Raw genomic sequence first — 23,647 nt, forward strand, 5'->3', positions numbered from 1 at the left:
GGATTCGGCGGCGGGGGCCGTGGGGGCCGGGAAGAGGGCGGCCACGGCGGCTACGCGGCGTTGGGCTGCGGCGATGACGGCCGCGCCCGCGCCCATGCCGTGGCCGGCGAGCACGAGCCGGTCGGGGTGGACGCTGATATCGCCGTCGCCGAGGCGGACGCCGGAGCAGATGTCGAGGGTGGTGAGCAGGTCGGTGGCCAGGCCGAGGTGGGAAGGGATGGGGCCGCGTTCGGTGTCGGGGGCGGCGGTGACGAAACCCCAGGACGCCAGGTGTTCCAGCAGGGTGCGGTAGTTGTCGGAGCCGGTCATCCAGCCGTGGCCGAACGCGATCGCGGGTAGATTCCGGCCGGATTCGGGGGTGTACACGACGCCGGGCTGGCCCGCGATGGCCAGGTTGCCGCGCAGCACCCGATGCGGGCCGCGGCTGGTCAGGGTGCTCAGGAGGGATTTCACAGACGCCGACACGACGTGAACGTTATCCGATAAGTACTCTGGTGAGCCATGTGCGGAATCGTGGGGTACGTCGGGTACCGGGATGCTCTCGGCGTCGTCGTCGACGCGTTGCGCCGCATGGAATATCGCGGATACGACTCGGCTGGTGTCGCGATCCTCGACGGCGCGGGCGCGATCGCGGTGGAACGCAAGGCGGGGCGCCTCGCGAATCTGGAGGCTGAGCTGGGCGAAGCCGGTGCGAGCGAGTTCGCGGGCAGCACCGGGATGGGGCATACGCGCTGGGCCACGCACGGCGCGCCGACCGACCGCAACGCCCACCCGCATCGTGACGCGGCAGGTGCCGTCGCTGTGGTGCACAACGGGATCATCGAGAACTTCGCGCCGCTGCGTCGCGAGCTCGAGGAGGCCGGTGTCGAGCTGCGCAGTGACACCGACACCGAGGTCGCGGTGCATCTGGTGTCCCGTGCCTACGCCGAAGGGCCGACAGCGGGCGACTTCGAGGCGAGCGCGCTGGCCGTGCTGCGCCGCCTGGAGGGTGCGTTCACGCTGGTCTTCACCCATGCCGAGCACCCGGACAAGATCATTGCCGCGCGTCGCTCCACTCCACTGGTCGTGGGTGTGGGCAAGGGCGAGATGTTCATCGCCTCGGATGTGACAGCCTTCATCGAGCACACCCGCGAGGCTGTCGAGCTGGGCCAGGATCAGGCTGTGGTGATCACCTCCGACAGCTACCGGGTCACCGACTTCGCCGGCAACGACGCGGGTTCGCGCACCCGGCCGTTCACCATCGACTGGGATCTGGCCGCCGCCGAAAAGGGCGGACACGATTACTTCATGCTCAAGGAGATCGAGGAACAGCCCGCCGCGGTCGCCGAAACCCTGATGGGGCATTTCGACACCAGCCACGGTGGTTCCGGTCGTATCGTGCTCGATGAGCAGCGCCTCGCCGATCAGGAACTGCGCGACGTCGACAAGGTCTTCGTCGTCGCCTGCGGCAGCGCCTACCACTCGGGTCTGCTCGCCAAATACGCGATCGAGCATTGGACCAGGCTGCCCGTCGAGGTGGAGCTGGCCAGCGAATTCCGCTACCGCGACCCGGTGCTGGACCGCTCCACCCTGGTGGTGGCGGTCTCGCAGTCCGGCGAAACCGCGGACACGCTGGAGGCGGTGCGCCACGCCAAGGAGCAGAAGGCGCGCGTGCTGGCGATCTGCAATACCAACGGCGCGCAGATTCCCCGCGAATCCGATGCGGTGCTCTACACCAGGGCCGGGCCGGAGATCGGTGTCGCCTCGACCAAGGCGTTCCTCGCCCAGGTGACCGCCAACTACCTGGTCGGGCTGGCCTTGGCGCAGGCGCGCGGCACCAAGTACCCCGATGAGGTGGCGCGCGAGTTCGCCGAGTTGGAGGCCATGCCGAAGCTGGTCTCGCGGGTGCTGGAGGTGGCGCCACAGGTGCGGGCAATCGCACGTGAGCTGGCGCAGGTACCGACGGTGCTGTTCCTCGGTCGCCATGTCGGTTACCCGGTGGCGCTCGAGGGTGCGCTCAAGCTCAAGGAACTGGCATACATGCATGCCGAGGGTTTCGCGGCGGGTGAGCTCAAGCACGGACCGATCGCCCTGATCGAGGATGGGCTGCCGGTGATCGTGGTGATGCCGTCGCCGAAGGGGCGTGCGGTGCTGCATTCGAAGCTGCTGAGCAATATCCGCGAGATCCAGGCGCGTGGCGCGCGGACGATCGTCATCGCGGAGGAGGGCGACGATACGGTGCGCCCGTTCGCCGACGACCTCATCGAGATCCCGTCCGCGCCGACGTTGTTCCAGCCGCTGCTGTCGACGATCCCGTTGCAGATCTTCGCCGCTGAGGTGGCGCAGGCACGCGGGTATGACGTCGACAAGCCGCGCAACCTGGCCAAATCGGTCACGGTCGAATAAGTAGCTGAACCATGAACACCGACCTGGCCGAAAGCGGCCAGGTCGGTGTTCATGCGTGTGACAGCGAGGGCGTCTTCGCGCTACCGCACTTGTGCCATGACCTCGCTGCCGACGTGGTCCGGACTGCCCGTGGCCGGATCGTGGCGGTCCGACGGCGCCGGCGCGTCACGACGCTCCAGCCTCGCCGAGACGACCGCCAGCACCAGAGCGCTCGCCGCGAGCAGCGCCCCCACCCAGTTCGGTGCGGTGTAACCGAGACCGGCGGAAATGACGAGCCCGCCGAGCCACGCCGCCAGCGCGTTGCCCAGGTTGAACGCGCCGATATTGATCGCCGAGGCCAACGTGGGTGCACCGGCGGCCTGGTCAAGGACGCGCTTCTGCAGGGGCGGCACGGTGGCGAAGCCGAGCGCTCCGATCAGCACGATGGTGATCGCGGCGAGGGGCTTGCTGTGCGCGGTGACGGTGAACAGGGCGAGGACCGCGGCGAGCAGACCGAGCGCGATGTAGAGCATCGGCATCAGATGACGATCGGCGTAGCGGCCACCGATCAGGTTTCCCGCGAACATGCCGAGGCCGAACAGTACGAGTAGCCAGGTCACCGAAGTTTCGGCGTATCCGGTGACGTCGGTCATCATCGGTGCGAGATAGGTGATGGCCGCGAACACGCCACCGAAGCCGAGGACCGTCATGGCCATGGCGAGCAGCACCTGCGGATTGGCCAGCGCGGAGAATTCCGACCGCGGCCGGGCCTCGCGCGGTGCGGGCTGCTCGGGGATCAGCGCGACGACGCCCACCATCCCGATCACGCCGATCACGGCAACCAGGGCGAAGGTGAGTCGCCAGCCGAACTGCTGTCCGAGCAGCGTGCCGAGCGGTACGCCGACGACGGTTGCGGCGGTCAGTCCGGTGAACATGATGGCGATCGCACCGGCCTTGCGTTCCGCGGCGACGAGGCTGCCCGCGACGACCGCGCCGATACCGAAGAACGCGCCGTGCGCCAGCGAGGCCACGATCCGCCCGGTCAGCATCAGGGCGAAGCTCGGAGCCAGCGCCGACAGCAGATTTCCGGCGATCAGCAGCAGCAACGATCCGAGCAGCATGCGTTTGCGGGATACGCGGGTGCCGAGCCCGGTCATGACCGGCGCGCCCGCGACGACGCCGAGCGCATATCCGGTGACCAGCAGCCCGGCGGTGGGAATGGACACCGCGTAGTCGGCGGCGATGTCGGGCAGCAGCCCGACCACGATGAATTCGGTGGTGCCGATGGCGAACGCCCCGAGGGTGAGGGCAAGGAGGGCGAGCGGCATGGGGAGAGCCTCCACTTGATGTTGCGCATGAGCTTTACAGGCGTTGAGAATAATTGCACATGCATTTAATTGCAAGCGCGGGCTATTTCGGAAGTCATCTATCCTGAGTGGAGAGTTCCGAGGGAAGGACCACCATGACCGCCGATGCCGCCCTCACCGGCCTCGCCGACGGCTGGTACGCGCTGTCGCTGCTGCACGACCGGATCGAGGCGCACATCGAACGCGCCTTGCAGACCGGCCATGAGCTGAGCGTGCGTGAGTACTCGCTGCTCGTGGTGTTGTCCCGGCAGCACGACGGGCCCGGTGGCCACCTTCGGATGCATCAGGTCGCCGAGGCGGTCGTGCTGAGTCAGAGCGCGACGACGCGACTGGTCTCACGGCTGGAGGATCGCGGGCTGCTCCAGCGCTACCTGTGCCCGGATGATCGCCGCGGCATCTACACCGACGTCACATCGACCGGCCTCGAACTACTCGACCGCGCGCGGCCGACCCATGACGCGGCATTGACGAGCGCATTGCGGCAGGCCGCCGCGAACCCCGAACTGGCGCCGCTGGTCTCGGCGGTCGAGGCGTTGAACGACGGCAGTCCGCGCACCCGCGAATACCGACCGATATGAGGCAGTAGGCCCCGGTCGGTGCTGTCCCTACTGCACCGTGATCGTGCCGCGCATATCCGGATGGATGGGGCACAGGTAGCGGAACGAACCGGTGGTGGTGAAGGTATGGCTCCACTCGCCCTCGGTGAACAGCGGGCTGTTGATACCCATCGCCTTGTCCCCGATGCCCTGAACGCCGTGCACCACGTCGTCCTCGAATTTCCAGGTGACGGTGTCGCCGACCGAAATCGTGAGGTCGGCCGGGGAGAATTTCATATCGTCGACCTCGACGACGAAGGTCTGCGCCTGTCCATCGTCGGCAGCGGGCGCCGAGGTCGGGGCCGACGTCGCGGTGGTGGCCGGTTCGGAGGCGCTCTCGTCGTCGGAGCCGCATCCGGACAACAGCGCCGCGGTGAGGACGAACCCGGCGGCGATGACGGAGGTGGCGTGACGACGCGGCATGGCCATGATGGTCAAGCGTAGTCTGCTGACGTCGCGGCCCGAGCAACCAGTGGAGGTGCGTGTCCGATGTCCTCGCAGCGTGGCTATTTCACCGTCGACGCGGTCCGGGCGGCCGAAGCGGAACTGTTCACCCGGGTCGCTGCCGGCGTGCCGATGCGGCGCGCGGCCTACGGTTTGGCGACCGTCGTCGCCGGGGAACTGCGTGCCCGCACCGGGGGCGTGGCCGGACGGTCGGTGACGCTGCTGGTCGGATCGGGTGACAACGGTGGTGACGCGTTGTGGGCAGGCTACTTCCTGCGGCGGCGCGGGGTGACGGTCGACGCCGTGCTGCTGAATCCGGTGCGCGTGCATGCGGAAGGCCTTGCGGCGCTGCGGAAAGCCGGAGGCCGGGTGCGTTCGGAGGTCGGCGATCCGGATCTGGTGATCGATGGGATCGTCGGCATCTCCGGTCGTGGTTCGTTGCGGCAGGCCGCGGCGGAGATCGTTTCGCGGATCGAGGCGCCGATCGTCGCGGCGGACCTGCCGAGTGGGGTCGATCCCGATACCGGTGCGGTGCACGGTCCGGCGGTGCGCGCGCAGGTGACGGTCAGTTTCGGTGCGTACAAGCCGGTGCATGCGCTGGCCGCGGCGTGGTGCGGGCGAATCGAGCTGGTGCCGATCGGGTTACGGCTCCCATCGCCCGATCTCGCTGCGCTCGAGCCATCCGCGATCGGCGCGGAATGGCCGGTGCCCGGTCCCGCCGACGATAAGTACAGCCAGGGTGTCACCGGGATCTGCGCGGGCAGCGCGGCCTATCCTGGCGCCGCCGTGCTGTGTACCGGGGCGGCGGTCGCGGCGACGTCCGGCATGGTCCGCTATGCGGGCACCGGTGCCGAGGACGTGCTCGCTGCCTACCCGGAGGTTGTCGCCTCTCGCGATATCGCCTCGACCGGCCGAGTCCAGGCCTGGGTATTCGGTCCAGGTGCGGGCACCGATGACGGCGCGTTGGCTCGACTCGCGCAGATCCTTTCGACCGATCTGCCCGTGGTCGTCGATGCCGATGGCTTGACCCTGCTCGCCGACCATGCCGCCATGGTGCGCGAGCGCACCGCGCCGACAGTGCTGACCCCGCATGCCGGTGAGTTCGCCCGCTTGACCGGGCAGCCACTCGGCGACGATCGGGTCGCGGCGGTCCGTGAGCTGGCCGCATCGTGGCAGGTGACGGTGTTGCTCAAGGGGCGCGCCACCCTGATCGCCGAACCCGGACGGCCGGTGCTGGTGAACGAAGCGGGTGGATCATGGGCGGCGACCGCCGGTGCCGGCGACGTGCTGTCCGGTGTCATCGGCGCCCTGCTCGCCGCCGGACGAGATCCGGTCTGGTCCGCCGCCGCGGCCGCACGCGCCCACGCCCTCGCCGCCAACCTCGCGGCCGCCGAGGGTCCCGCCGCCGCCCCGATCTCCGCGACCCCGCTGCTGCGCCATCTTCGGCCCGCGATTCGAACCCTTCGCGCCCTTGCCGATTGATGTGTTCGGACTGGGCGCGACACCGGGGCTGTGCTGCTCGAGGTCGCTCCGCCCTGACCGGCCCAGCGCGGCCGGGCCTGGTGAGCAAGACACGGCATCCGGGTGGCAACGCCGGCGCACCCCTCGCTGGCTGCTGCCCTCGCACAACCGATGACGGCCGGGCGGTTGCCGACCGCGGGCTGTCGGCCGAAGCGATCGGCGCCGTTGGCAACCACAGCCTGCGTCTCAGCACTCCGTCGCCGATGGAGTTGAAGGTTCAAGTTTATCGCCACGCGAGCTCGATCCCAGGTGGGTGCCCACCGCCGACGACCCCAGTGGTGGTAGGATCGGGAATCGTGAATGCGCAAGTGGAGACGGTCGTCGATCTGGATGCCATCGCTCATAACGTGCGGATCCTGCGTGAACACGCCGGCGACGCGGCGGTGATGACGGTGGTGAAAGCCGACGGCTACAACCATGGCGCGGTCGAGGTCGGGCGGGCCGCGCTGGCGGCGGGAGCCGCCGAGCTCGGCGTCACCACGATCAGTGAGGCGGTGCACCTACGCGAAGCGGGGATCACCGCCCCGATCCTGTGCTGGCTCAACAACTCCGGTGCCGATTACGGAGCGGGCATCGCGGCCGATATCGAAATCGGCATCTCCTCGATGTCCCAGCTGCGCGCGGTCGAGGCGGCGGCGCGGCGGCTCGGGCGCACCGCGACGCTGACCCTCAAGGTCGATACCGGACTCAACCGCAATGGAGTCTCGGTCACCGAATACCGCGACGTCCTCACCGCGCTACGCCCCCTCGTCGACGAACAGGTGCTGCGATTCCGCGCGATCTTCTCCCATCTGGCGCACGCAGACCAGCCGCATCACCCCACCATCGACGTTCAACGCGACCGATTCGTCGACGCCATCGCCACCGCCAAGGAATACGGGCTGGTGCCGGAGGTGACGCACCTGGCGAACTCGGCCGCTGCCCTGACCAGACCGGATCTGGCCTTCGACATGGTGCGGCCGGGGATCGCCATGTACGGATTGTCGCCGGTCCCCGAACTCGGCGATTTCGGCCTGCGCCCGGCCATGACCTTCCAAGCCGAGATCTCCCTGATCAAACACGTCGCCGCCGGTGAGGGCGTTTCCTATGGGCACGAATGGATCGCACCGCACGACACCACAGTCGCACTCATCCCGGCCGGATACGCCGACGGCGTCTCGCGCCGACTCGGCGGACGCTGCGAGGTGTGGGTGCGTGGTGCGCGGCGCCCGAGCATCGGGCGGGTGTGCATGGACCAGATGGTCATCGACCTCGGCGACAACCTCGACGGCGTCGCCGAAGGTGACACCGCGATCCTGTTCGGCACCGGAGAATCCGGCGAACCACACGCCCAGGATTGGGCCGATCTCCTCGACACCATCCACTACGAGGTGGTGTGTTCGCCTCGCGGCCGCGTGGTTCGCCGTTTCCGAGGTGGCCAACAGTGAGTCGTAGGCGGGTGACCATCCTGCGCGGCGGGATGGCGACAGCGGGCCTGGTCGGCGCATTGGCGGGCGTGCACGCGCTGCGCCGAGCGGGAGCGCGCGTGCTCGTGCCGGTGAGTCGCGACCCCTACCGTGGTGAGGACTTCTCGCTCATCGACGCCGATCCCGCCGACGAGGTCAGCGCCGATGACGGTGTGCCGCTCGCCACCAGGGAATGCGGTCCCGCCGACGCGCCGGTCACCGTCGTGTTCGTGCACGGTTTCTGCAACACCATGGAGTCGTTCCACTTCCAGCGCCGCCACCTCGAACAGCGCTGGGGCCCGCGGGTGCGGATGGTGCTGTTCGACCTGCGCGGCCACGGCCGCTCGGGCGTCCCGGAGACCGAAACCTGCACCGTCGGCCAACTCGGCCGCGACCTGGCCCGCGTGATCGAGGCGAAGGCGCCGCAGGGGCCACTGGTGCTGGTCGGGCATTCGCTCGGCGGGATGGCGGTCTTGGCCGCCGCCGCCCAATTCCCCGATCTGTTCGCGCAGCGGGTGGCGGGCGTAGCGCTGTTGTCGACGGCGGCGGCCGAGGTGGCCAGTGCAGGCATCGGGCAGTTGTTGCGTAATCCGGCGCTCGACGGTTTCCGGATGGCGGTGCACACCGCGCCCGCGCTGGTCCAGACCGGGCGGATGACCGCAAAGCACGTGATCACACCGATCCTGCACGTCAGCTCGTTCCATGGTTCGGTGAGCCCGACGCTGTCGCGGTTCGCCACGCTGATGATCGACCGCACTCCAGTCGAAACGATCGTCAAGTTCCTGAAGGCGATCGAACTCCACGACGAATCGGCCGCGCTGCCGGTGCTCGCCGACATCCCGGTGCTGATCATGGGCGGCAAACATGATCTGGTCATCCCGTTCCGCAATTCGCGCGCACTGGCCCGCGAACTGCCAGGCGCCGAGCTCGTCGAACTGCCGGACGCCGCGCACATGCCCCACCTGCAATTCCCCGACCTGATCGACACCGCCATCGACCAGCTGCTGTTGCGCGCGCGCGTCGTCACCGAGACCGATGCACCAGAGGTGACGCGTGACTGAACCACACCGGCGGGTCCTGCCCACTGTGGACGACACCGAGGCACTCGGCCGCGAACTGGCCGCAGGCCTGACCGCCGGCGATCTCGTGGTGCTCGACGGTCCGCTCGGCGCGGGCAAGACCGCGCTCACCCGAGGCATCGCCGCCGGGCTCGGGGTGCAGGGCAGGGTGAGCTCGCCGACGTTCATCATCGCCCGCAGGCATCGGGCAGGCGAACGCGATAACGGCGCTCCGGTAGCGCTGGTGCACGTCGACGCCTATCGTCTCGGCGGCGGTCTCGACGAACTCGACGCCCTCGATCTGGACACCGATCTGCACGACGCGGTGGTCGTCGTCGAATGGGGCGGAGGTGTCGTGGAACACCTCTCCGACCGTCATCTGCGCGTGCGGCTGGCCCGGGATCCGGAATCGGAAGTGCGTACCGCGACCTGGGAATGGGTTGGGCGCCAGGCCGATCCCGCCGCGGGCTAGCAGCACACCCGCCAGCGCTTCGGACCTGCGCGCCCTGACGGCGTGCCGTGCCCGGCCGCGTGGTCGGGCGTATCTGCGCCACGCGCGGCCCGACGCCCCGGCGTCCGCGACCGCCCCGCAACGCTGTGACGTGGGCAACCTCGACGAGGACGGGCACACACGCATCGCGGCCGCGACCCTCATGGCTGCGCGGCGCGTGGGGACCAACCGGTATCGTTGGGCCAATCATGCTTGTACTTGCTGTCGACACCGCGACGCCCGCCGTTACAGCGGGATTGGTGGAACTGGAGCAGTCCGCGGCCGGTGCCGAGGCACCGGCCGACGTGCGCACCATCGCCGTCCGGGTGCGGGTCGACGCCCGCGCCCATGCCGAGGTGCTCACCCCGCAGATCCTCGAATGTCTCACCGAGGCAGGCCGTTCCAGGACCGATATCGCGGCCGTCGTTGTCGGTGTCGGGCCGGGCCCGTTCACCGGATTGCGGGTCGGAATGGCGACGGCGGCGGCGTTCGGCGACGCGCTCGGCATCCCGGTGTACGGCGTGTGCAGCCTGGATGCGATCGCCGCCGACGGCGCCCGCGATCTTGCCCCCGGCGCGGAGCTGCTCGTGGTCACCGACGCTCGCCGCCGCGAGGTGTACTCCGCGCGCTACCGCGAGGATGTGCCGTGGGCGATGGGCGGTATCGGCCGTCGCGTCGCGGGCCCGGACGTCGGCAAACCGGGCGAGCTCGACACCGAGCAGGCGACCGTGATCGCGGGCTCCGCTTCCCATGTCGACCTGTTCGACCTGCCCGTTCTCCCGGTGGAGACCCCGTCACCGGCCGGACTCGTGCGCGTCGCCGCACCTGTCGTGCTGGCACGCGCAGTTCCCGAACCGCTGGTCCCGCTGTACCTGCGCAGGCCGGACGCGGTCGAGAAGAGCTACCGCACCCTCGATCGGACGGGAGCGTGAGCGTGGGCATCCGCATCGAACTGATGACCGTCGGGGATATCGACCGCTGCGTGGAACTCGAGCAGCTGCTGTTTCCCGAGGACGATCCGTGGCATGCGATCTCGTTCCGGTCGGAGTTGGCGGCGCGGCACAACCGCTACATCACTGCCCGCGACGAGGACGGCCGCATGGTCGGTTACGCCGGTATCGCGCTGCTCGGCGACGCCGAACATCCCGAGGCCGAAGTGCACACCATCGGCGTCGACCCGCAATGCCATCGCGGCGGTATCGGCACCAAACTGCTCGAGGCGTTGCTCGCCGAGGCCGGACGCCGTGGCGGGCCGGTGTTCCTCGAGGTCCGCACCGATAACGCGGCGGCCATCGCGCTCTATGCCAAGCACGGCTTCCACATCATCGGGTTGCGCAAGAACTACTACCACCCCAGCGGTGCCGACGCGTACACGATGCGCAGGCCCGCGCTGTCGTCGATGACCACTGAGTGGGGCGACGCGAACCGACCGGACGAGGTGCTGTCGTGATCGTCATGGGAATCGAGAGCTCCTGCGACGAAACCGGTGTCGGCATCGTCCGGCGCAACCCGGACGGCAGTTGCGAGTTGCTGGCCGATGAGGTCGCCTCGAGTGTGGATCAGCACGCCCGGTTCGGTGGTGTGGTGCCCGAGATCGCCTCACGCGCGCATCTGGAGGCCATCGTGCCAGCGATGCGGCGTGCGTTGTCCTCGGCGGGCATCGTCGCGCCGGATGCGCTCGCGGTCACCATCGGTCCCGGCCTCGCCGGTGCTTTGCTGGTCGGGGTCGCCGCCGCCAAGGCGTATGCGGCGGCCTGGGACGTTCCGTTCTACGCGCTCAATCACCTCGGCGGGCACGTCGCGGTGGACACACTCGAGCACGGTCCGATGCCTCCGTGTGTCGCGCTGCTGGTCTCGGGTGGGCACACGCATCTGCTGCACGTCACGGATCTGGCCGAGCCGATCGTCGAGCTGGGCAGCACCGTCGACGACGCGGCGGGCGAGGCGTTCGACAAGGTCGCGCGGTTGCTCGGTCTCGGCTTCCCCGGCGGTCCCGCGCTCGACGCCGCCGCCGCGTCCGGTGACCCGAAGGCGATCGCGTTCCCGCGCGGTATGACCGGCCCGCGTGATCCACGCTACGACTTCTCCTTCTCCGGTCTGAAGACCGCGGTGGCTCGCTACGTGGAGGCCGCGCAACGCGACGGGTTGGCCGCCGCCGACCTGCCGATCCCGGATATTGCCGCCTCGTTCCAGGAGGCGGTCGCGGATGTGCTCACCATGAAGGCGGTGCGCGCCGCGCAGGACGTCGGCGTCGGCACGCTGGTGCTCGGCGGTGGCGCGACGGCCAATTCCCGGATCCGGTCGCTGGCCGAAGAGCGCTGTGCGGCCGCCGGTGTGGAGCTGCGGGTACCGAAGCCTCGGCTGTGCACCGATAACGGTGTGATGATCGCGGCGCTCGGCGCTCATGTGATCGCAGGTGGCGCGCAGCCTTCTCCGTTGACCGTGGCCACCGATCCGGGTCTGCCGGTGTCGGTCAGCCAGATTTCCTGAGCCGCGCAGAGATTCAGTCCGTCGGCGCCAACGATGTGCCATCGGAGGAGCCGGTGCCGACTCGTGGCACCGGATTCCGGCCCTGCGCCGGTGAGCTGCTCGGACGCGAAGTGCTCGGCGCCGCACCCGGAGTCGGCGTACCACTGGTGGTCGGCTCCGAATCCGGGTCGCCCTCCCTGGCATTGTCCGGAGCGGCCCCCGAGCCCGACGGTGGTGTGGTGGTCGGCGGGAACAGCGGGCCGAGCAATTCCGGCAGCTCCGGGAACGGGATCTGCGGCAGGTTCGGGTCCGGGCGCAGCGTCGGCTGCGACGATGAGGTGTGCGGAGTGGTCGGCGTGACGCCGGTGGTGGTCGGCACCTCATCGGGACTGCTCGGCGCGACGGTGGTGTCGGTGGGCCGGATCGGCGGAGTCTCGCGCACGCCACCGGTGGTAGCGCTGCCGGGAACGGGGGGCGGGTAGGACGTCATCGGTGGCGGCAGCTGGGTGCTGCTCGTGGTGCCTGCGGGGGAGACCTCCTCGCCGGAGGTCGGGGCGAGCGCCTTGACTCCATAGCCGATGACCAGCCCGACGACGACGATCGCGCCGGCCAGCGTACCGACGACCTTGGTGAACGTGCCCACCGGCGCGTCCGAACCGAGCGCGGCGACCGGGCCCGCGGCAGGCTGGGCGTCATCGGCGACCAGCGCCGCGCCCTTCGCGATGACCGCGTCCGGATCCGGCACGGTGAGCACCGGCATATCGAGTTCGTGCTGCAGGGTGTCGACCACGGACGGAACATTGGCGCCGCCGCCGATCACGGCGACCGCTTCGGGCCGCTCGGGCGCGCGCCCGAAGGTGACCGCGGTGAACGCGGCGAGTTCGCGCAGTTGGTCGGCGATCAGTTCTTCGAAGTCGGTGCGGGTCAGCTTGAGTGGCCGCCCGGCGACATGGTCGATAGTGACCGCGGGCGCGATGGACAGGTGTTCCTTGGCCGCACGGCCGCGGTTGGTGAGCATGCTCCGGTTGGGCCGGGTGCCGCGGCGGGCATAGTGGGCGTCGACCAGATGGTGGTAGATGAGCTCGTCGATCGCATTGCCGCTGACGGTGGTGGTGCGCGCCGAATGCAGGATGGTGCCGTCGGCCTGGGTGGCGACGGTGACGGTGACCCCGGAGGCGCCGACATCGACGAGCGCGACGGTGCGGTACCGGTCGACGAGGCCGGTGTGGCGCAGGTAGGCGAGGGCGGCGGTGGCCTCGGGGACCAGCTGTAGGTCGTGCTGCTTGCCCGTGGCCGATCGAATGGCCTGGGCCTGAGCCTTGCTGCGGTAGGCGACGGCCACGGCCGTGGGTGGACGGCTGAGGGCCGCGTCGAGGTTGTAGGCATGGGTGCCCGCATATCGAGTCCCGGCCGCGCCCGTATCGTGCGGGTGGGTGGCAGGTAGCTGGGTCGTCATCAGTTCGATCGATGATGCGACGAGATCGCCGAGATCGGAATGGGCCTCCGCCGACACGACGCGGTAGTCGAAGCTCTGGGCTCCGTTGGTCGCGGTGGCGACGAGCGCCGAGCACACCACCTCGTTCCCGGCCGAGATACCGAGGGATGTTCGCATGTTCACCTCCCTTCGAGCGGATGGTCCTGGTGTCGGGCGACCATCTCGAATGGACTCCCGGAACGGCGTGTGGGTCACGATCGCACCGGGCTCGCTATCCGGGCCGCCTCGTTGCCTGGTGGGCGCGGAGACGGCCGTGGATCGGGTGTTGCTGGTGGCTCTCTGTTCAGCTGGCCGGATCGTTCGTGACGACCTGTCGTTCGGGCGGGACGCCGGTTCGTGATGAACACGGCGGCCACTGAGCGACCGTCGTCAATACTGTCACAATCCGTTATCCGAACGTTACAGATTTTGTGAAGTAATAGGAAGCCCTAGGAGCTGGGGGCGTGCCGAATGTATAGATCGGCCCTGCGCTGCGGCGATCGGTGTTCTGTCGATCGGGCTCGACGCCGGGAGATTGGCACCTCCCGCCCTTGAGCGCTGGCACTCGCATGTATAGAGTGCTAGTGGCGCTGTGTGATGTGTGCCAGTGCCGAGTTCGACTACTGAGCAGGTCCCGGCACCCGCGACGACGGGGCTGTGCGCAGGGTCGGCATCGTGACCGAACCGATGGTCCGGGACAACAGTCCCGGACGACCGTAAATCCCCTGAAAGTGGAGGGCTCAACGTGGCGAGCGTGAACATCAAGCCGCTCGAGGACAAGATCCTCGTCCAGGCCAACGAGGCCGAGACGACGACGGCCTCCGGCCTGGTCATCCCGGACACGGCGAAGGAAAAGCCGCAGGAGGGCACCGTTGTCGCCGTCGGCCCCGGCCGGTGGGACGAGGATGGCGACAAGCGCATCCCGCTGGATGTCCAGGAGGGCGACACCGTCATCTACAGCAAGTACGGCGGCACCGAGATCAAGTACCAGGGTGAGGAATACCTGATCCTGTCCGCGCGCGACGTGCTGGCTGTCGTCAGCAAGTAAGTCATCGCTGCGCATGGCGTTCCGCCCCGGTGTCGGTGTTTGCGACCCGGGGCGGAGTGCGTTCCGCGCACCGTGACAGCGCACCGAAACACAGGAGCGAACACATATGGCAAAGCAGATCGAGTTCGACGAGAAGGCTCGCCGGGCTCTCGAGCGCGGTGTGGACAAGCTCGCCGACGCGGTCAAGGTCACCCTCGGTCCGCGCGGCCGGCACGTCGTGCTCGCCAAGGCGTTCGGCGGCCCGACCGTGACCAACGACGGTGTCACCATCGCGCGTGACATCGATCTCGAGGACCCGTTCGAGAACCTCGGCGCCCAGCTGGTCAAGAGCGTCGCCACCAAGACCAACGACGTCGCGGGCGACGGCACCACCACCGCCACCGTGCTGGCGCAGGCGCTCGTGCGCGGCGGACTCAAGAACATCGCCGCAGGCGCCAACCCGATCGGCATCGGCTCGGGCATCGCCAAGGCGGCCGAGGCGGTCTCCGACGCACTGCTGGCTCTGTCCACACCGGTTTCCGGTGAGCAGGCCATCGCGCAGGTCGCGACCGTCTCCTCACGTGACGAGGAGATCGGCGCGATGGTCGGAAAGGCGCTGACCACCGTCGGCAAGGACGGCGTCGTCACCGTCGAGGAGTCCTCGACGCTGCAGACCGAGCTCGTGGTCACCGAGGGTGTCCAGTTCGACAAGGGCTACCTCTCGCCCTACTTCGTCACCGACACCGACACCCAGCAGGCCGTGTTCGAGGATGCCTACATCCTGCTGCATCGGGAGAAGATCAGCTCGCTGCCCGATTTCCTTCCGCTGCTGGAGAAGATCGCCGAGTCCGGCAAGCCGGTGCTGATCATCGCCGAGGACGTCGAGGGCGAGGCGCTGTCGACGCTGGTCGTCAACGCGATCCGCAAGACGATCAAGGCCGTCGCGGTCAAGGCGCCGTTCTTCGGTGACCGCCGCAAGGCGTTCCTCGACGACCTCGCCGTCGTCACCGCGGGCACCGTGGTCAACCCCGATCTCGGCATCAACCTGCGTGAGGCGGGCCTCGAGGTGCTCGGCAGCGCGCGTCGCGTCGTCGTCACCAAGGACGACACCACGATCATCGACGGTGCGGGCACCGCCGAGGACATCGCGGCCCGCGGCGCCCAGCTGCGTCGCGAGATCGAGGCGACCGATTCCGATTGGGATCGGGAGAAGCTCGAGGAGCGGCTGGCCAAGCTGGCCGGCGGCGTCGCGGTGATCAAGGTCGGCGCGGCCACCGAGACCGCTCTCAAGGAGCGCAAGTACCGGGTCGAGGACGCGGTCAGCGCGGCCAAGGCCGCGGTCGAGGAGGGCATCGTGCCCGGCGGCGGTACCGCGCTGGTGCAGGCGGGCACCAAGCTGGTCGACCTGCGCGAGTCGCTGTCGGGCGACGAAGCGGTCGGTGTCGAGGTCGTGCGGCAGGCCCTGCGGGCACCGCTGTTCTGGATCGCCACCAATGCCGGCGTCGACGGCTCGGTCGTGGTCAGCAAGGTCACCGAGGGCAAGGAAGGCTTCAATGCCGCCACCCTCACCTATGGTGATCTGCTCACCGACGGTGTCGTCGATCCGGTGAAGGTGACCCGTTCCGCGGTGATCAACGCCGCCTCGGTCGCTCGGATGGTGCTCACCACCGAAAGCGCTGTCGTGGACAAGCCTGCCTCGGACGAGGGCAACGGTCACGGACACGGCCACAGCCACTGATCGACCGATCGGCGGCCGTCGGGCCAAGGTGATCGAGCGGACCGTTCATGTTCCCCCCGGACGTGAACGGTCCGTTCGTCTTTCGGCCGTCAGGGCCGGAACGCGGGGAAGTCTCGGGAGAATCCGCCAGAAGAAGTCAGGAGGCCACCGGCGGCTGCTCCGCGGAGATCGCGGTGAGCAGCCGCCCGCGCAGCGCCGCCGGCGGCTCATGGGCCGTCGCGACGGCGAGCGCTGCGAGCGCTTCTCTGGTCAGGTGCACTTCGGTGATGAACTCGGCACGGCGAGCAGGGTCTTCACTGTCGAGCAGGTCTTGTACCGCTTGATGGTCTTCGTCGTCGATCGATCCGAGCGCGACGGTGTGCGCGAGATCGATCTGGCGTTCGTTCATCTCACGTCACCCCCAAACTTTTCTTCAGTCGTGTCAGGCCGTCCCGAATTCGGGACTTAACGGTCGGTAACCCTACGCCGAGATGGGTGGCCACTTCTGCGTAGGTTCGCCCGCCGTAGTAAGCGAGCGAGATGGCTTCTCGCTGTGTTTCGGTCAGTGTGCCGAGGCTGTCCAGGACGGCCCGCTGTTCGAACTTGCGCTCGACTTCCTCGGTGACCTCGTCGAATTCGTTGCCGAGAACCCGTATCCCGTAGGCGACTTCGCGTTGGGTATGGGCCTGCTCGGCCCGCACCCGGTCGACGGCGCGGCGATGTGCCAACGTCATCAGCCAGGTGGCGGCCGAACCCTTGTCCGGATCGAAACTCGCCGCCGTTCGCCAGACCTGGAGATAGACCTCTTGTGCGGTCTCCTCCGCGTAGCCCGGGTCGTGTAGGACGCGTAGCACCAGGCCATAGACGCGCGCACACGTTCGGTCGTATAGCTCGGCGAAGGCTTCCTGGTCGGACTGGCCACACCTGTGTAAAAGCGCGGCGAGTTCGATGCTTTCAGCTGCGCGTGCCGAGACCGCAGATTCCACGCTGGGTGGAAAGGCTTCTCCACGGAACGAGTCGCCCTCTGCGGCCGGCGGCCGCGTTGTCACAACGCTCCATTCTGTGTCATCGGTCACTACCGTAGCGTGCCGCTATCGGGTTCGCTCGGTAGGGGGCTGTGAAACTGCGTGCGTTCGACGCCGGCAGGCGCACCCGGTGGTGACCGGGGGCCTGACGGGCGTTGTCGTGCGTGCGAGCCGAAGGACTGTGTGCCAGTGCACGGCTCGCACCCATGGTGCTGGTCGGCAGTTGTTGCTAGGAATTCGGCGCCCTGCGTGGCGCGGATGGGAAGGGATTCACAATCACCCGCCGACCCGGGCGTGCCGTGGTGACCAGCGGCTTCTCAGACCGCCATCCGACGCCGATTGCGCCGGGCATGTGTCTCGCGCTCGGTCTCGGACATGCCGCCCCAGATGCCGTAGGGCTCGCTCACTTTGAGTGCGTGGCTGCGGCACTGCATCAGCACCGGGCAGCTGTGGCAGATCTCCTTGGCGCGCATCTCGCGCGCGGTACGGGCCCGGCCGCGTTCGCCGTCGGGATGGAAGAACACCGCGGAGTCCACACCGCGGCAGGATCCGCGCATCTGCCAATCCCAGACATCAGCGTTCGGCCCGGGAAGGTGGGTGGGCATGGGCATGTATGAACTCCTCGTGGTGCGAGCTCGTCGGCGTTGTCGAGCAGGTGTGATCTGCAACGGTCGCTCGGCGCGGATGTATGTCCGGCCGAGCGCATTCCGGCCACGGTGCGGCGTATGTCGTCCGAGAGCCCGCCAATGATGGTCGCTGCAATTTCGCGCGGCGCCGTCCGTGGCGATGAGCTACGTTAGGTCCCGCCGCGAATTTCCGTCAATAGTTCGGCGCAGGGGTTTCGCAAATGTTCGGCGGACAAATTTAACCTTCTCGCTGTTTACTTTTAACGATGCTTCCGGAGATAATGGCCGGTTGACCCAACGGCGGTGTACCGCCTTGTCTTCGAGGTCGGCGTATCCGTGCAGGTGGTGGCCTGGTTTCGAGCGTTGGCCGGGCGGCCGTCGGGTGAGCGCACCCGAGTCGGCGGTGATCCGGTTCACCCGCCGGGGTGGGCGAGGCCGGGGGAGATGGCGATAGCGGGGCGCACGGGTTAATTGCTCGAAACGCATATGAATTCATGGGGTGCATGCCCGGCGATTGCCGGGATGGTTTTTACCTGATGGAAACATGATGTGCGCATGTTCGCATTCCCTCCGGCTGGGTGCGCCCGTAAAGAAATGCTGATCGGTTGCTCACCGGCTCCGGTCTTTCGCCGGATGCGGTAGCTGTTGCGGGCGCCGAGATAGAGTGCGGCCGTGTTCGTCCCGGATCCCCGCCCAGATGACCGTCGCGCGCTCCTGGTCGACGCCGCCTTCGGTGCCACCCCCGCAGTGGCCGCTGCAGAGTTGCCGCTCGCGCGTGACGCGGGCGAAGCCTGGCTGCGCGCAGTCGTGCTCGGCGGTCAAGGCCGCTACGCCGCCGCCCGCGCCGAACTCGGTGGTCTCACGGTCCATCACGCCGATCCGGTACTCGCGGCCCTCGCCGCCTCCACTCGCGGCTCGTTGCTGCGTCAGCTCGGCTGGCACGCCGCGGCCGCACGCCACGACGGCGCTGCGGCCGCCTTGGTAGTCCCCGAGCTGTCCCCGGCCCGCGCGGGTGAGCCCTCGGTGTCATCGGATCTTCGCTTCCGGCCCGACCGTCTCGATGCCGCATGCGACGCCCTGACAGGTCTGGCCGCCGACGCGCTCGGCACTGGTAGAACCGACCTCGCCACCCGTCTGCTCAACCGGGTACGGGTTCTGCTCGGCGACGCCGCCGAAGTGCCCGATCCGCCCAGGCTGCGGCTCGCGATCAGGCTGCGCTGGGTCAGCGCGGAGACCGCGCTGGCCGCGGGTCGCCTGCCAGAGGCCATACCCCACGCCGAGGCCGCGCTCACACTGGCCGAGCAGGGATCCTCGGTGCGGCATCGGGTGAAATCGCGGCTGCTGGTCGCGGCAGCCACCGCGGCCAATGGCGGTGATGCGCGCGAGCTCGCCGAGTCGGTGGCCGCCGAATGCCGAGAACACGGCCTGCTGCCCTTGCGTTGGGCCTGTGCCATGTTGCGGACCGGGTTGTCCGGAGGTGACATCGATCGCACTGCGGCCGAACGAGAAGCCGCCGAATGTGCGAGCGTCATCGAACGGCTCGGTGGGCACTTCCGTCCGGCGGACGCGCGCTGAGGGTTCGCGAACCTCTGGATCGACCCGGTCGAATGATCAGTTGATGACGCAGTTACCCGGTTCGCCAACGGGTATCGCTATTGTTAGACCCGTTCCGCTGCACCCGCGGAAGCATCGGTCGATACCCGGCCGTGCCACTTGTAACGCCAGGAAATTCTCTGACGATGTCGAACACGGGCGAAGAGTTGGACCTCGCCGTCGCTGCCGCTGCGCAGGGCGACAGATCCGCTCTAGCTCAGGTACTGGAGTTGATCCGCCCACTGGTGATGCGTTATTGCCGGGCAAGGATCGGAGCTGCGGAGCGTGGATCGCTCTCCGCGGACGACGTTGCGCAGGAGGTCTGTCTGGCGGTCATGACAGCCCTGCCCAGGTATCAGGACCAGGGCAGGCCGTTCATGGCCTTCGTATACGGAATCGCTTCGCACAAGGTCGCCGACGCTCATCGCAACGCCTCACGTAACAAGGCGGAGGCGATGGCCGAAGTACCAGATGTCATATCCACCGACCACGGGCCGGAGCAGCGAGCTCTCGAATCCGAAACGAGCAGGCAGATGAACCGTTTGCTTGCCACGCTTCCGGAAAAGCATCGAGAGATCCTGATCCTGCGCTTGGTCATGGGTTTGTCGGCAGAAGAAACCGCGACCGCCGTGGGCAGTACGGCGGGAGCGATACGGGTCGCCCAGCACAGGGCACTCGCGAAATTGAAGTCACAAGTGGCGAGGGCAGGTGAAATGTATGGCTAGGGATGGCGGACGCGGTCGGGGTGACTGGAGGGCGCGACGTGGATCGCGGGACAGCGGTCCCTACGCCGAGGGGTCCTCTGGCGACAACGCTCCGGTCGACATCGCGGCGGTACGCCGCGACGACGCGCTGATTGATGCCATCGCCAGCGACGGGCCGGTTCAGACCGACAGCACCGAAGAGTTCCAGCTGGCGGCTCTGCTGGCCGACTGGCGGGCAGAGATCGTCACACCACCGATTCCGGACGCCCCGGATCTCGACACGGTGGTCGCAGCGGTCAATCAGGAAATCGGCGCGCGACAGGCGCGAGTCGGCGCACGGACGGGTAGCAGGCTTCGGCTTGTGCGTCCGATTGCCGGTGCCGCTGCCGGTTTGGCGCTGGTGTTCGGCGGTATGACGGCCTTCTCCTACAACGCCGAGCCCGGCGATCCGCTGTGGCGGTTCAAGGAGGTCGTGTTCAGCGAGCAGGCCCAGTCGACCGTGGTGCAGCGCGCCGACGACGATCTGGCGGCGGCGCAGGAACTGATCGACCAGGGCAATCCCGAGCGTGCGCGGGCACGGCTGGAGCAGGCGTCGGCCAACGCGACCAAGGTTGATGATCCGGCCAAGCGCGGCGATCTGATGGATCGCTGGGAGCGACTGCTGAACGACCTGCGTGGCCTGTCGCCGGAGGCGGCGGCTCAGCTGGAGCAATCGCGTCCAGGCGAGACACGGCCGGGTTCGACCACCGATCCCCGGGCGACGACCACCGAGACGACAAAGCCTGGTGAGACGACGCGGCCCGGTGGTGGCGACGGTAGCGGCAGCACCGCGCCGACGATCATGGGTGTGGATCCGTCGGTGTCGGCTACCAAGCCGCCGGTGACCACCGCTCCGGACACCACCGCGCCGACCACGCCGCCGACGACCGGCCCAGAGGACACCGGCACTCCGCCGACCGTCGAGCCGACCACGCCGCCGGTGACCACTCCTCCGGTGACTCCGACCACCGTGTCGCGGCCGACGGATATCGAGCCGCCGGTGATCACCACGATTCCGGATTTGCCGCCGACCGGTGGAAACACCGGGACGCCGGGGACGGGCGGAAGCACAAGTTGACCGGTCGGCCCTGATGTGGGCAACGGCCGCGAACAACTGAGCGGGATCGAAAGACGGGTGAAACCGATCGCCAAGAGGGCGGTCGGTCTTTTTTTATCCGGCCGTTATTCCATGCCGTGGGAAGTGTGGTGATATGCCACACATCATGATGTCGCGCACGTGACGAAGCGGCGCTCATGGTCTCCGCGTTGCGTATTCGTGCGGTGGACCGAAGGGGCGGACCGATTGTGGCCGACCGAGAAGGGATCAGCTGTCGAAACCGTCGAAGCCGTCGCCGTGGAATGCCTCATTCATCGAAGCATCGGCGTAGCCCCGGCAATAATCCCAGGTGACGTAGGCCTCGGGTGTCGGATCGTAGGCCGGCTCGTGCGGGCGGACCGTTCCGTCGACCAGTAGCTGAAGCAGGTTGGCGCGCAGCATGTCCCAGTCGTGGTAGTGATCCTGCCTGCAGTCCTCACAGCTGACTACAAGGCCGCGGATGCCGCGATGGCCGAGTAGTGCTTCGTACACTGCGAGGTCGGCGAGATCTTCCTCGACCGCGAGGCGCTCATGAGGATCCAGCGGTTCGCCCGGCTCGATGGCATCGAGCGCGGCCGACGGGTCGGAGGGGTCTCCGGCGAATGGATCCGGCGGCAAGCCAGGTGGTAGATGGTCACGCACATCCCCACGGTACGCAGAACAGGGCGGTCTGCGCCAGCTATGCGCGCCGCCAGTTTCGGCAACGGCCTCACTTGATGGCGCGTTCCACCGGACAGATACCATAGGTGAAACGCGCCGACGCGTACCCGACAACCCGTCGGCGGTGTCAGATCCGCACAGTCCATCCCATGAAACAGTCCGCACGGCTACCTCGGCCTTCGCGGAACTGTCGACGTCCAGGAGGGGTCGATCCGAATGAGTAATCCCGTAACGGGCGAACGAAGCGCTGTCCGCCCTCATACGGGTGGTGACGATCCGAACAAGATCGCCATGCTCGGCCTCACGTTCGATGATGTGCTGCTGCTGCCCGCGGCGTCGGATCTCATTCCCAGTTCGGTCGAGACCTCGAGCCAGCTGACCAGGGAGATCCGCCTGCGCACCCCGCTGTGCAGCTCGGCAATGGATACCGTCACCGAGGCCAGGATGGCGATCGCGATGGCGCGGGCGGGCGGTATGGGCGTGCTGCATCGCAATCTGTCGGTCGCCGATCAGGCAGGCCAGGTGGAGACGGTCAAGCGGTCCGAGGCCGGCATGGTGACCGATCCGGTGACCTGTCGCCCCACCGACACGCTCGCCGAGGTCGACGCGATGTGCGCGCGGTTCCGCATCTCCGGCCTGCCCGTGGTGGACGAGACCGGCGCGCTGGTCGGCATCATCACCAACCGCGATATGCGCTTCGAGGTGGACCAGGATCGCCGAGTCGCCGACGTGATGACCAAGGCGCCGCTGATCACCGCCCAGGAGGGCGTCACCGCGGAGGCCGCGCTCGGTCTACTGCGCAGGCACAAGATCGAGAAGTTGCCGATCGTCGACGGTAAGGGCACGCTGCGCGGCCTGATCACCGTGAAGGACTTCGTCAAGACCGATCAGTACCCCAACGCCACCAAGGACCGTGACGGCCGGCTGCTGGTGGGTGCCGCGGTCGGTGTGGGCGAGGACGCCTGGTCGCGGGCGATGACCCTGGCCGACGCCGGCGTGGATGTGCTGGTGGTCGACACCGCACACGGCCACCAGGCGCAGGTCCTGCAGATGGTCACCAAGGTCAAGGCCGAGGTCGGCGACCGGATCCAGGTGGTCGGCGGCAATATCGCCACCCGGGCCGGGGCGTTGGCCCTGGTCGAGGCGGGCGCGGACGCGGTGAAGGTCGGTGTCGGACCCGGCTCGATCTGCACCACCCGCGTGGTCGCCGGCGTCGGCGCACCGCAGATCACCGCCATCCTGGAGGCCGTCGCGGTGTGCAAGCCCGCCGGTGTTCCGGTCATCGCCGATGGCGGCATCCAGTTCTCCGGTGACATCGCCAAGGCCATCGCCGCGGGCGCGTCCACCGTCATGCTCGGTTCGCTGCTGGCGGGCACCGCCGAATCGCCCGGTGAGCTGATCCTGGTCGGCGGTAAGCAGTTCAAGAGCTACCGCGGTATGGGATCGCTCGGCGCCATGCAGGGCCGTGGCCAGGCCAAGTCCTTCTCCAAGGACCGCTACTTCCAGGACGACGTGCTCGCCGAGGACAAGCTGGTCCCCGAGGGCATCGAGGGGCGGGTGCCCTTCCGCGGCCCGGTCAATCAGGTCATCCACCAGCTCGTCGGCGGCCTGCGCGCGGCCATGGGCTACACCGGCTCCCAGTCCGTCGCCGACCTGCAGGAAGCGCAGTTCGTGCAGATCACCGCGGCAGGCCTGAAGGAAAGCCACCCGCACGACATCACCATGACGGTCGAGGCGCCGAACTACACCGGCCGCGGCTGACGGGGAGCCGATTGTGCGCACGGCACGATCGGCGCGGTCTGGCTCGCCCCGGTGTTCGCATCCGATTCGTCCGGGTCGCGTCGGCATGCCCGCAATAGTGGATCTGGTCACGATGGGTATCGTTCGTAGACGGTGACGGCACGACATTGCCTGGATCCACCACAAACAGAA

Annotated in this window: 23 protein-coding genes; 15 read left to right on the forward strand and 8 right to left on the reverse strand. The window is 68.1% G+C overall.

Annotated features, from left to right (window positions below):
- Positions 1–465 (reverse strand): poly(ethylene terephthalate) hydrolase family protein (locus GV792_RS25840; protein WP_445738782.1); only part of this gene is annotated, 465 nt, incomplete at its 3' end.
- 36 nt (positions 466–501) lie between these two features.
- On the opposite strand from GV792_RS25840, the gene glmS reads away from it, so the two are divergent.
- A complete protein-coding gene (gene glmS / locus GV792_RS25845) occupies positions 502–2,385 on the forward strand; it encodes a glutamine--fructose-6-phosphate transaminase (isomerizing) (protein WP_163827359.1) in 1,884 nt (627 codons plus the stop codon).
- Positions 2,386–2,465: 80 nt separating this feature from the next.
- Here the strand turns inward: glmS and GV792_RS25850 are convergent, their stop codons facing one another.
- Complete coding sequence (locus GV792_RS25850; RefSeq protein ID WP_256673884.1) at positions 2,466–3,692, reverse strand: MFS transporter; 1,227 nt, start codon at positions 3,690–3,692, stop codon at positions 2,466–2,468.
- 134 nt (positions 3,693–3,826) lie between these two features.
- Between GV792_RS25850 and GV792_RS25855 the strand changes: the two genes are divergently transcribed.
- Positions 3,827–4,309 (forward strand): MarR family winged helix-turn-helix transcriptional regulator, encoded by a 483-nt coding sequence (locus tag GV792_RS25855; RefSeq protein ID WP_163827361.1) that lies wholly within the window; start codon positions 3,827–3,829, stop codon positions 4,307–4,309.
- A gap of 27 nt (positions 4,310–4,336) precedes the next feature.
- On the opposite strand, the gene GV792_RS25860 is transcribed toward GV792_RS25855, so the two are convergent.
- Entirely contained in the window at positions 4,337–4,756 is a 420-nt protein-coding gene (locus GV792_RS25860; RefSeq protein ID WP_256668492.1) for a cupredoxin domain-containing protein, read from the reverse strand.
- 60 nt (positions 4,757–4,816) lie between these two features.
- Here GV792_RS25860 and GV792_RS25865 point away from each other — a divergent pair, with 60 nt between their 5' ends.
- The 7 genes from GV792_RS25865 (at position 4,817) to tsaD (ending at position 11,775) form a co-directional block, all read left to right on the forward strand.
- On the forward strand, positions 4,817–6,253 hold the full coding sequence (locus tag GV792_RS25865) for an NAD(P)H-hydrate dehydratase (RefSeq protein WP_163827365.1): 1,437 nt from the start codon (positions 4,817–4,819) through the stop codon (positions 6,251–6,253).
- A 242-nt stretch (positions 6,254–6,495) separates the two neighbouring features.
- Positions 6,496–7,719, forward strand: coding sequence for an alanine racemase (gene alr / locus GV792_RS25870; RefSeq protein ID WP_375154474.1), 1,224 nt, complete (start codon positions 6,496–6,498; stop codon positions 7,717–7,719).
- Positions 7,716–8,798, forward strand: a complete 1,083-nt coding sequence (locus tag GV792_RS25875; RefSeq protein WP_309139155.1) for an alpha/beta fold hydrolase — start codon at positions 7,716–7,718, stop codon at positions 8,796–8,798. The genes alr and GV792_RS25875 overlap by 4 nt, the downstream gene beginning before the upstream one ends.
- Positions 8,791–9,267: a tRNA (adenosine(37)-N6)-threonylcarbamoyltransferase complex ATPase subunit type 1 TsaE gene (gene tsaE, locus GV792_RS25880; RefSeq protein ID WP_163827367.1), complete on the forward strand. Its 477-nt coding sequence runs from the start codon at positions 8,791–8,793 to the stop codon at positions 9,265–9,267. The genes GV792_RS25875 and tsaE overlap by 8 nt, the downstream gene beginning before the upstream one ends.
- A gap of 227 nt (positions 9,268–9,494) precedes the next feature.
- Positions 9,495–10,217, forward strand: a complete 723-nt coding sequence (tsaB, locus tag GV792_RS25885) for a tRNA (adenosine(37)-N6)-threonylcarbamoyltransferase complex dimerization subunit type 1 TsaB (protein ID WP_163827369.1) — start codon at positions 9,495–9,497, stop codon at positions 10,215–10,217.
- A gap of 23 nt (positions 10,218–10,240) precedes the next feature.
- Complete coding sequence (gene rimI / locus GV792_RS25890; RefSeq protein ID WP_175584812.1) at positions 10,241–10,735, forward strand: ribosomal protein S18-alanine N-acetyltransferase; 495 nt, start codon at positions 10,241–10,243, stop codon at positions 10,733–10,735.
- Positions 10,732–11,775, forward strand: a complete 1,044-nt coding sequence (tsaD, locus tag GV792_RS25895) for a tRNA (adenosine(37)-N6)-threonylcarbamoyltransferase complex transferase subunit TsaD (protein ID WP_163827374.1) — start codon at positions 10,732–10,734, stop codon at positions 11,773–11,775. The genes rimI and tsaD overlap by 4 nt, the downstream gene beginning before the upstream one ends.
- 13 nt (positions 11,776–11,788) lie before the next feature.
- Here the strand turns inward: tsaD and GV792_RS25900 are convergent, their stop codons facing one another.
- Entirely contained in the window at positions 11,789–13,366 is a 1,578-nt protein-coding gene (locus GV792_RS25900) for an Hsp70 family protein (RefSeq protein ID WP_163827376.1), read from the reverse strand.
- Between the two features lie 607 nt (positions 13,367–13,973).
- On the opposite strand from GV792_RS25900, the gene groES reads away from it, so the two are divergent.
- Positions 13,974–14,276, forward strand: a complete 303-nt coding sequence (gene groES / locus GV792_RS25905) for a co-chaperone GroES (protein WP_163827378.1) — start codon at positions 13,974–13,976, stop codon at positions 14,274–14,276.
- Positions 14,277–14,382: 106 nt separating this feature from the next.
- The gene (gene groL / locus GV792_RS25910) at positions 14,383–15,993 is read left to right on the forward strand and encodes a chaperonin GroEL (RefSeq protein WP_163827380.1); all 1,611 of its coding nucleotides are present in this window, start codon (positions 14,383–14,385) and stop codon (positions 15,991–15,993) included.
- Positions 15,994–16,129: 136 nt separating this feature from the next.
- Here the strand turns inward: groL and GV792_RS25915 are convergent, their stop codons facing one another.
- The 3 genes from GV792_RS25915 to GV792_RS25925 form a co-directional block, all read right to left on the reverse strand.
- Complete coding sequence (locus GV792_RS25915) at positions 16,130–16,381, reverse strand: RskA family anti-sigma factor (protein ID WP_163827382.1); 252 nt, start codon at positions 16,379–16,381, stop codon at positions 16,130–16,132.
- A 1-nt stretch (position 16,382) separates the two neighbouring features.
- A complete protein-coding gene (locus GV792_RS25920) occupies positions 16,383–16,958 on the reverse strand; it encodes a sigma-70 family RNA polymerase sigma factor (protein WP_163827435.1) in 576 nt (191 codons plus the stop codon).
- Positions 16,959–17,314: 356 nt separating this feature from the next.
- Positions 17,315–17,608: a WhiB family transcriptional regulator gene (locus tag GV792_RS25925; RefSeq protein ID WP_163827384.1), complete on the reverse strand. Its 294-nt coding sequence runs from the start codon at positions 17,606–17,608 to the stop codon at positions 17,315–17,317.
- Positions 17,609–18,295: 687 nt separating this feature from the next.
- Here GV792_RS25925 and GV792_RS25930 point away from each other — a divergent pair.
- The 3 genes from GV792_RS25930 (at position 18,296) to GV792_RS25940 (ending at position 21,037) form a co-directional block, all read left to right on the forward strand.
- Positions 18,296–19,198, forward strand: a complete 903-nt coding sequence (locus tag GV792_RS25930) for a hypothetical protein (protein WP_163827386.1) — start codon at positions 18,296–18,298, stop codon at positions 19,196–19,198.
- Positions 19,199–19,362: 164 nt separating this feature from the next.
- Positions 19,363–19,941, forward strand: a complete 579-nt coding sequence (locus GV792_RS25935) for a sigma-70 family RNA polymerase sigma factor (RefSeq protein WP_163827388.1) — start codon at positions 19,363–19,365, stop codon at positions 19,939–19,941.
- Positions 19,934–21,037 carry an anti-sigma-D factor RsdA gene (locus GV792_RS25940; RefSeq protein WP_163827391.1) on the forward strand — a complete coding sequence of 368 codons (1,104 nt, stop codon included), beginning with the start codon at positions 19,934–19,936 and terminating at the stop codon, positions 21,035–21,037. The genes GV792_RS25935 and GV792_RS25940 overlap by 8 nt, the downstream gene beginning before the upstream one ends.
- Before the next feature lie 246 nt (positions 21,038–21,283).
- On the opposite strand, the gene GV792_RS25945 is transcribed toward GV792_RS25940, so the two are convergent.
- The gene (locus tag GV792_RS25945; protein ID WP_036533470.1) at positions 21,284–21,697 is read right to left on the reverse strand and encodes a DUF5319 domain-containing protein; all 414 of its coding nucleotides are present in this window, start codon (positions 21,695–21,697) and stop codon (positions 21,284–21,286) included.
- A 234-nt stretch (positions 21,698–21,931) separates the two neighbouring features.
- On the opposite strand from GV792_RS25945, the gene guaB reads away from it, so the two are divergent.
- Positions 21,932–23,476 carry an IMP dehydrogenase gene (guaB, locus tag GV792_RS25950; RefSeq protein WP_163827393.1) on the forward strand — a complete coding sequence of 515 codons (1,545 nt, stop codon included), beginning with the start codon at positions 21,932–21,934 and terminating at the stop codon, positions 23,474–23,476.
- The last annotated feature ends 171 nt before the right edge of the window (positions 23,477–23,647 follow it).

Source organism: Nocardia cyriacigeorgica, assembly GCF_010868145.1.
GTDB classification, from domain to species: domain Bacteria; phylum Actinomycetota; class Actinomycetes; order Mycobacteriales; family Mycobacteriaceae; genus Nocardia; species Nocardia cyriacigeorgica_D.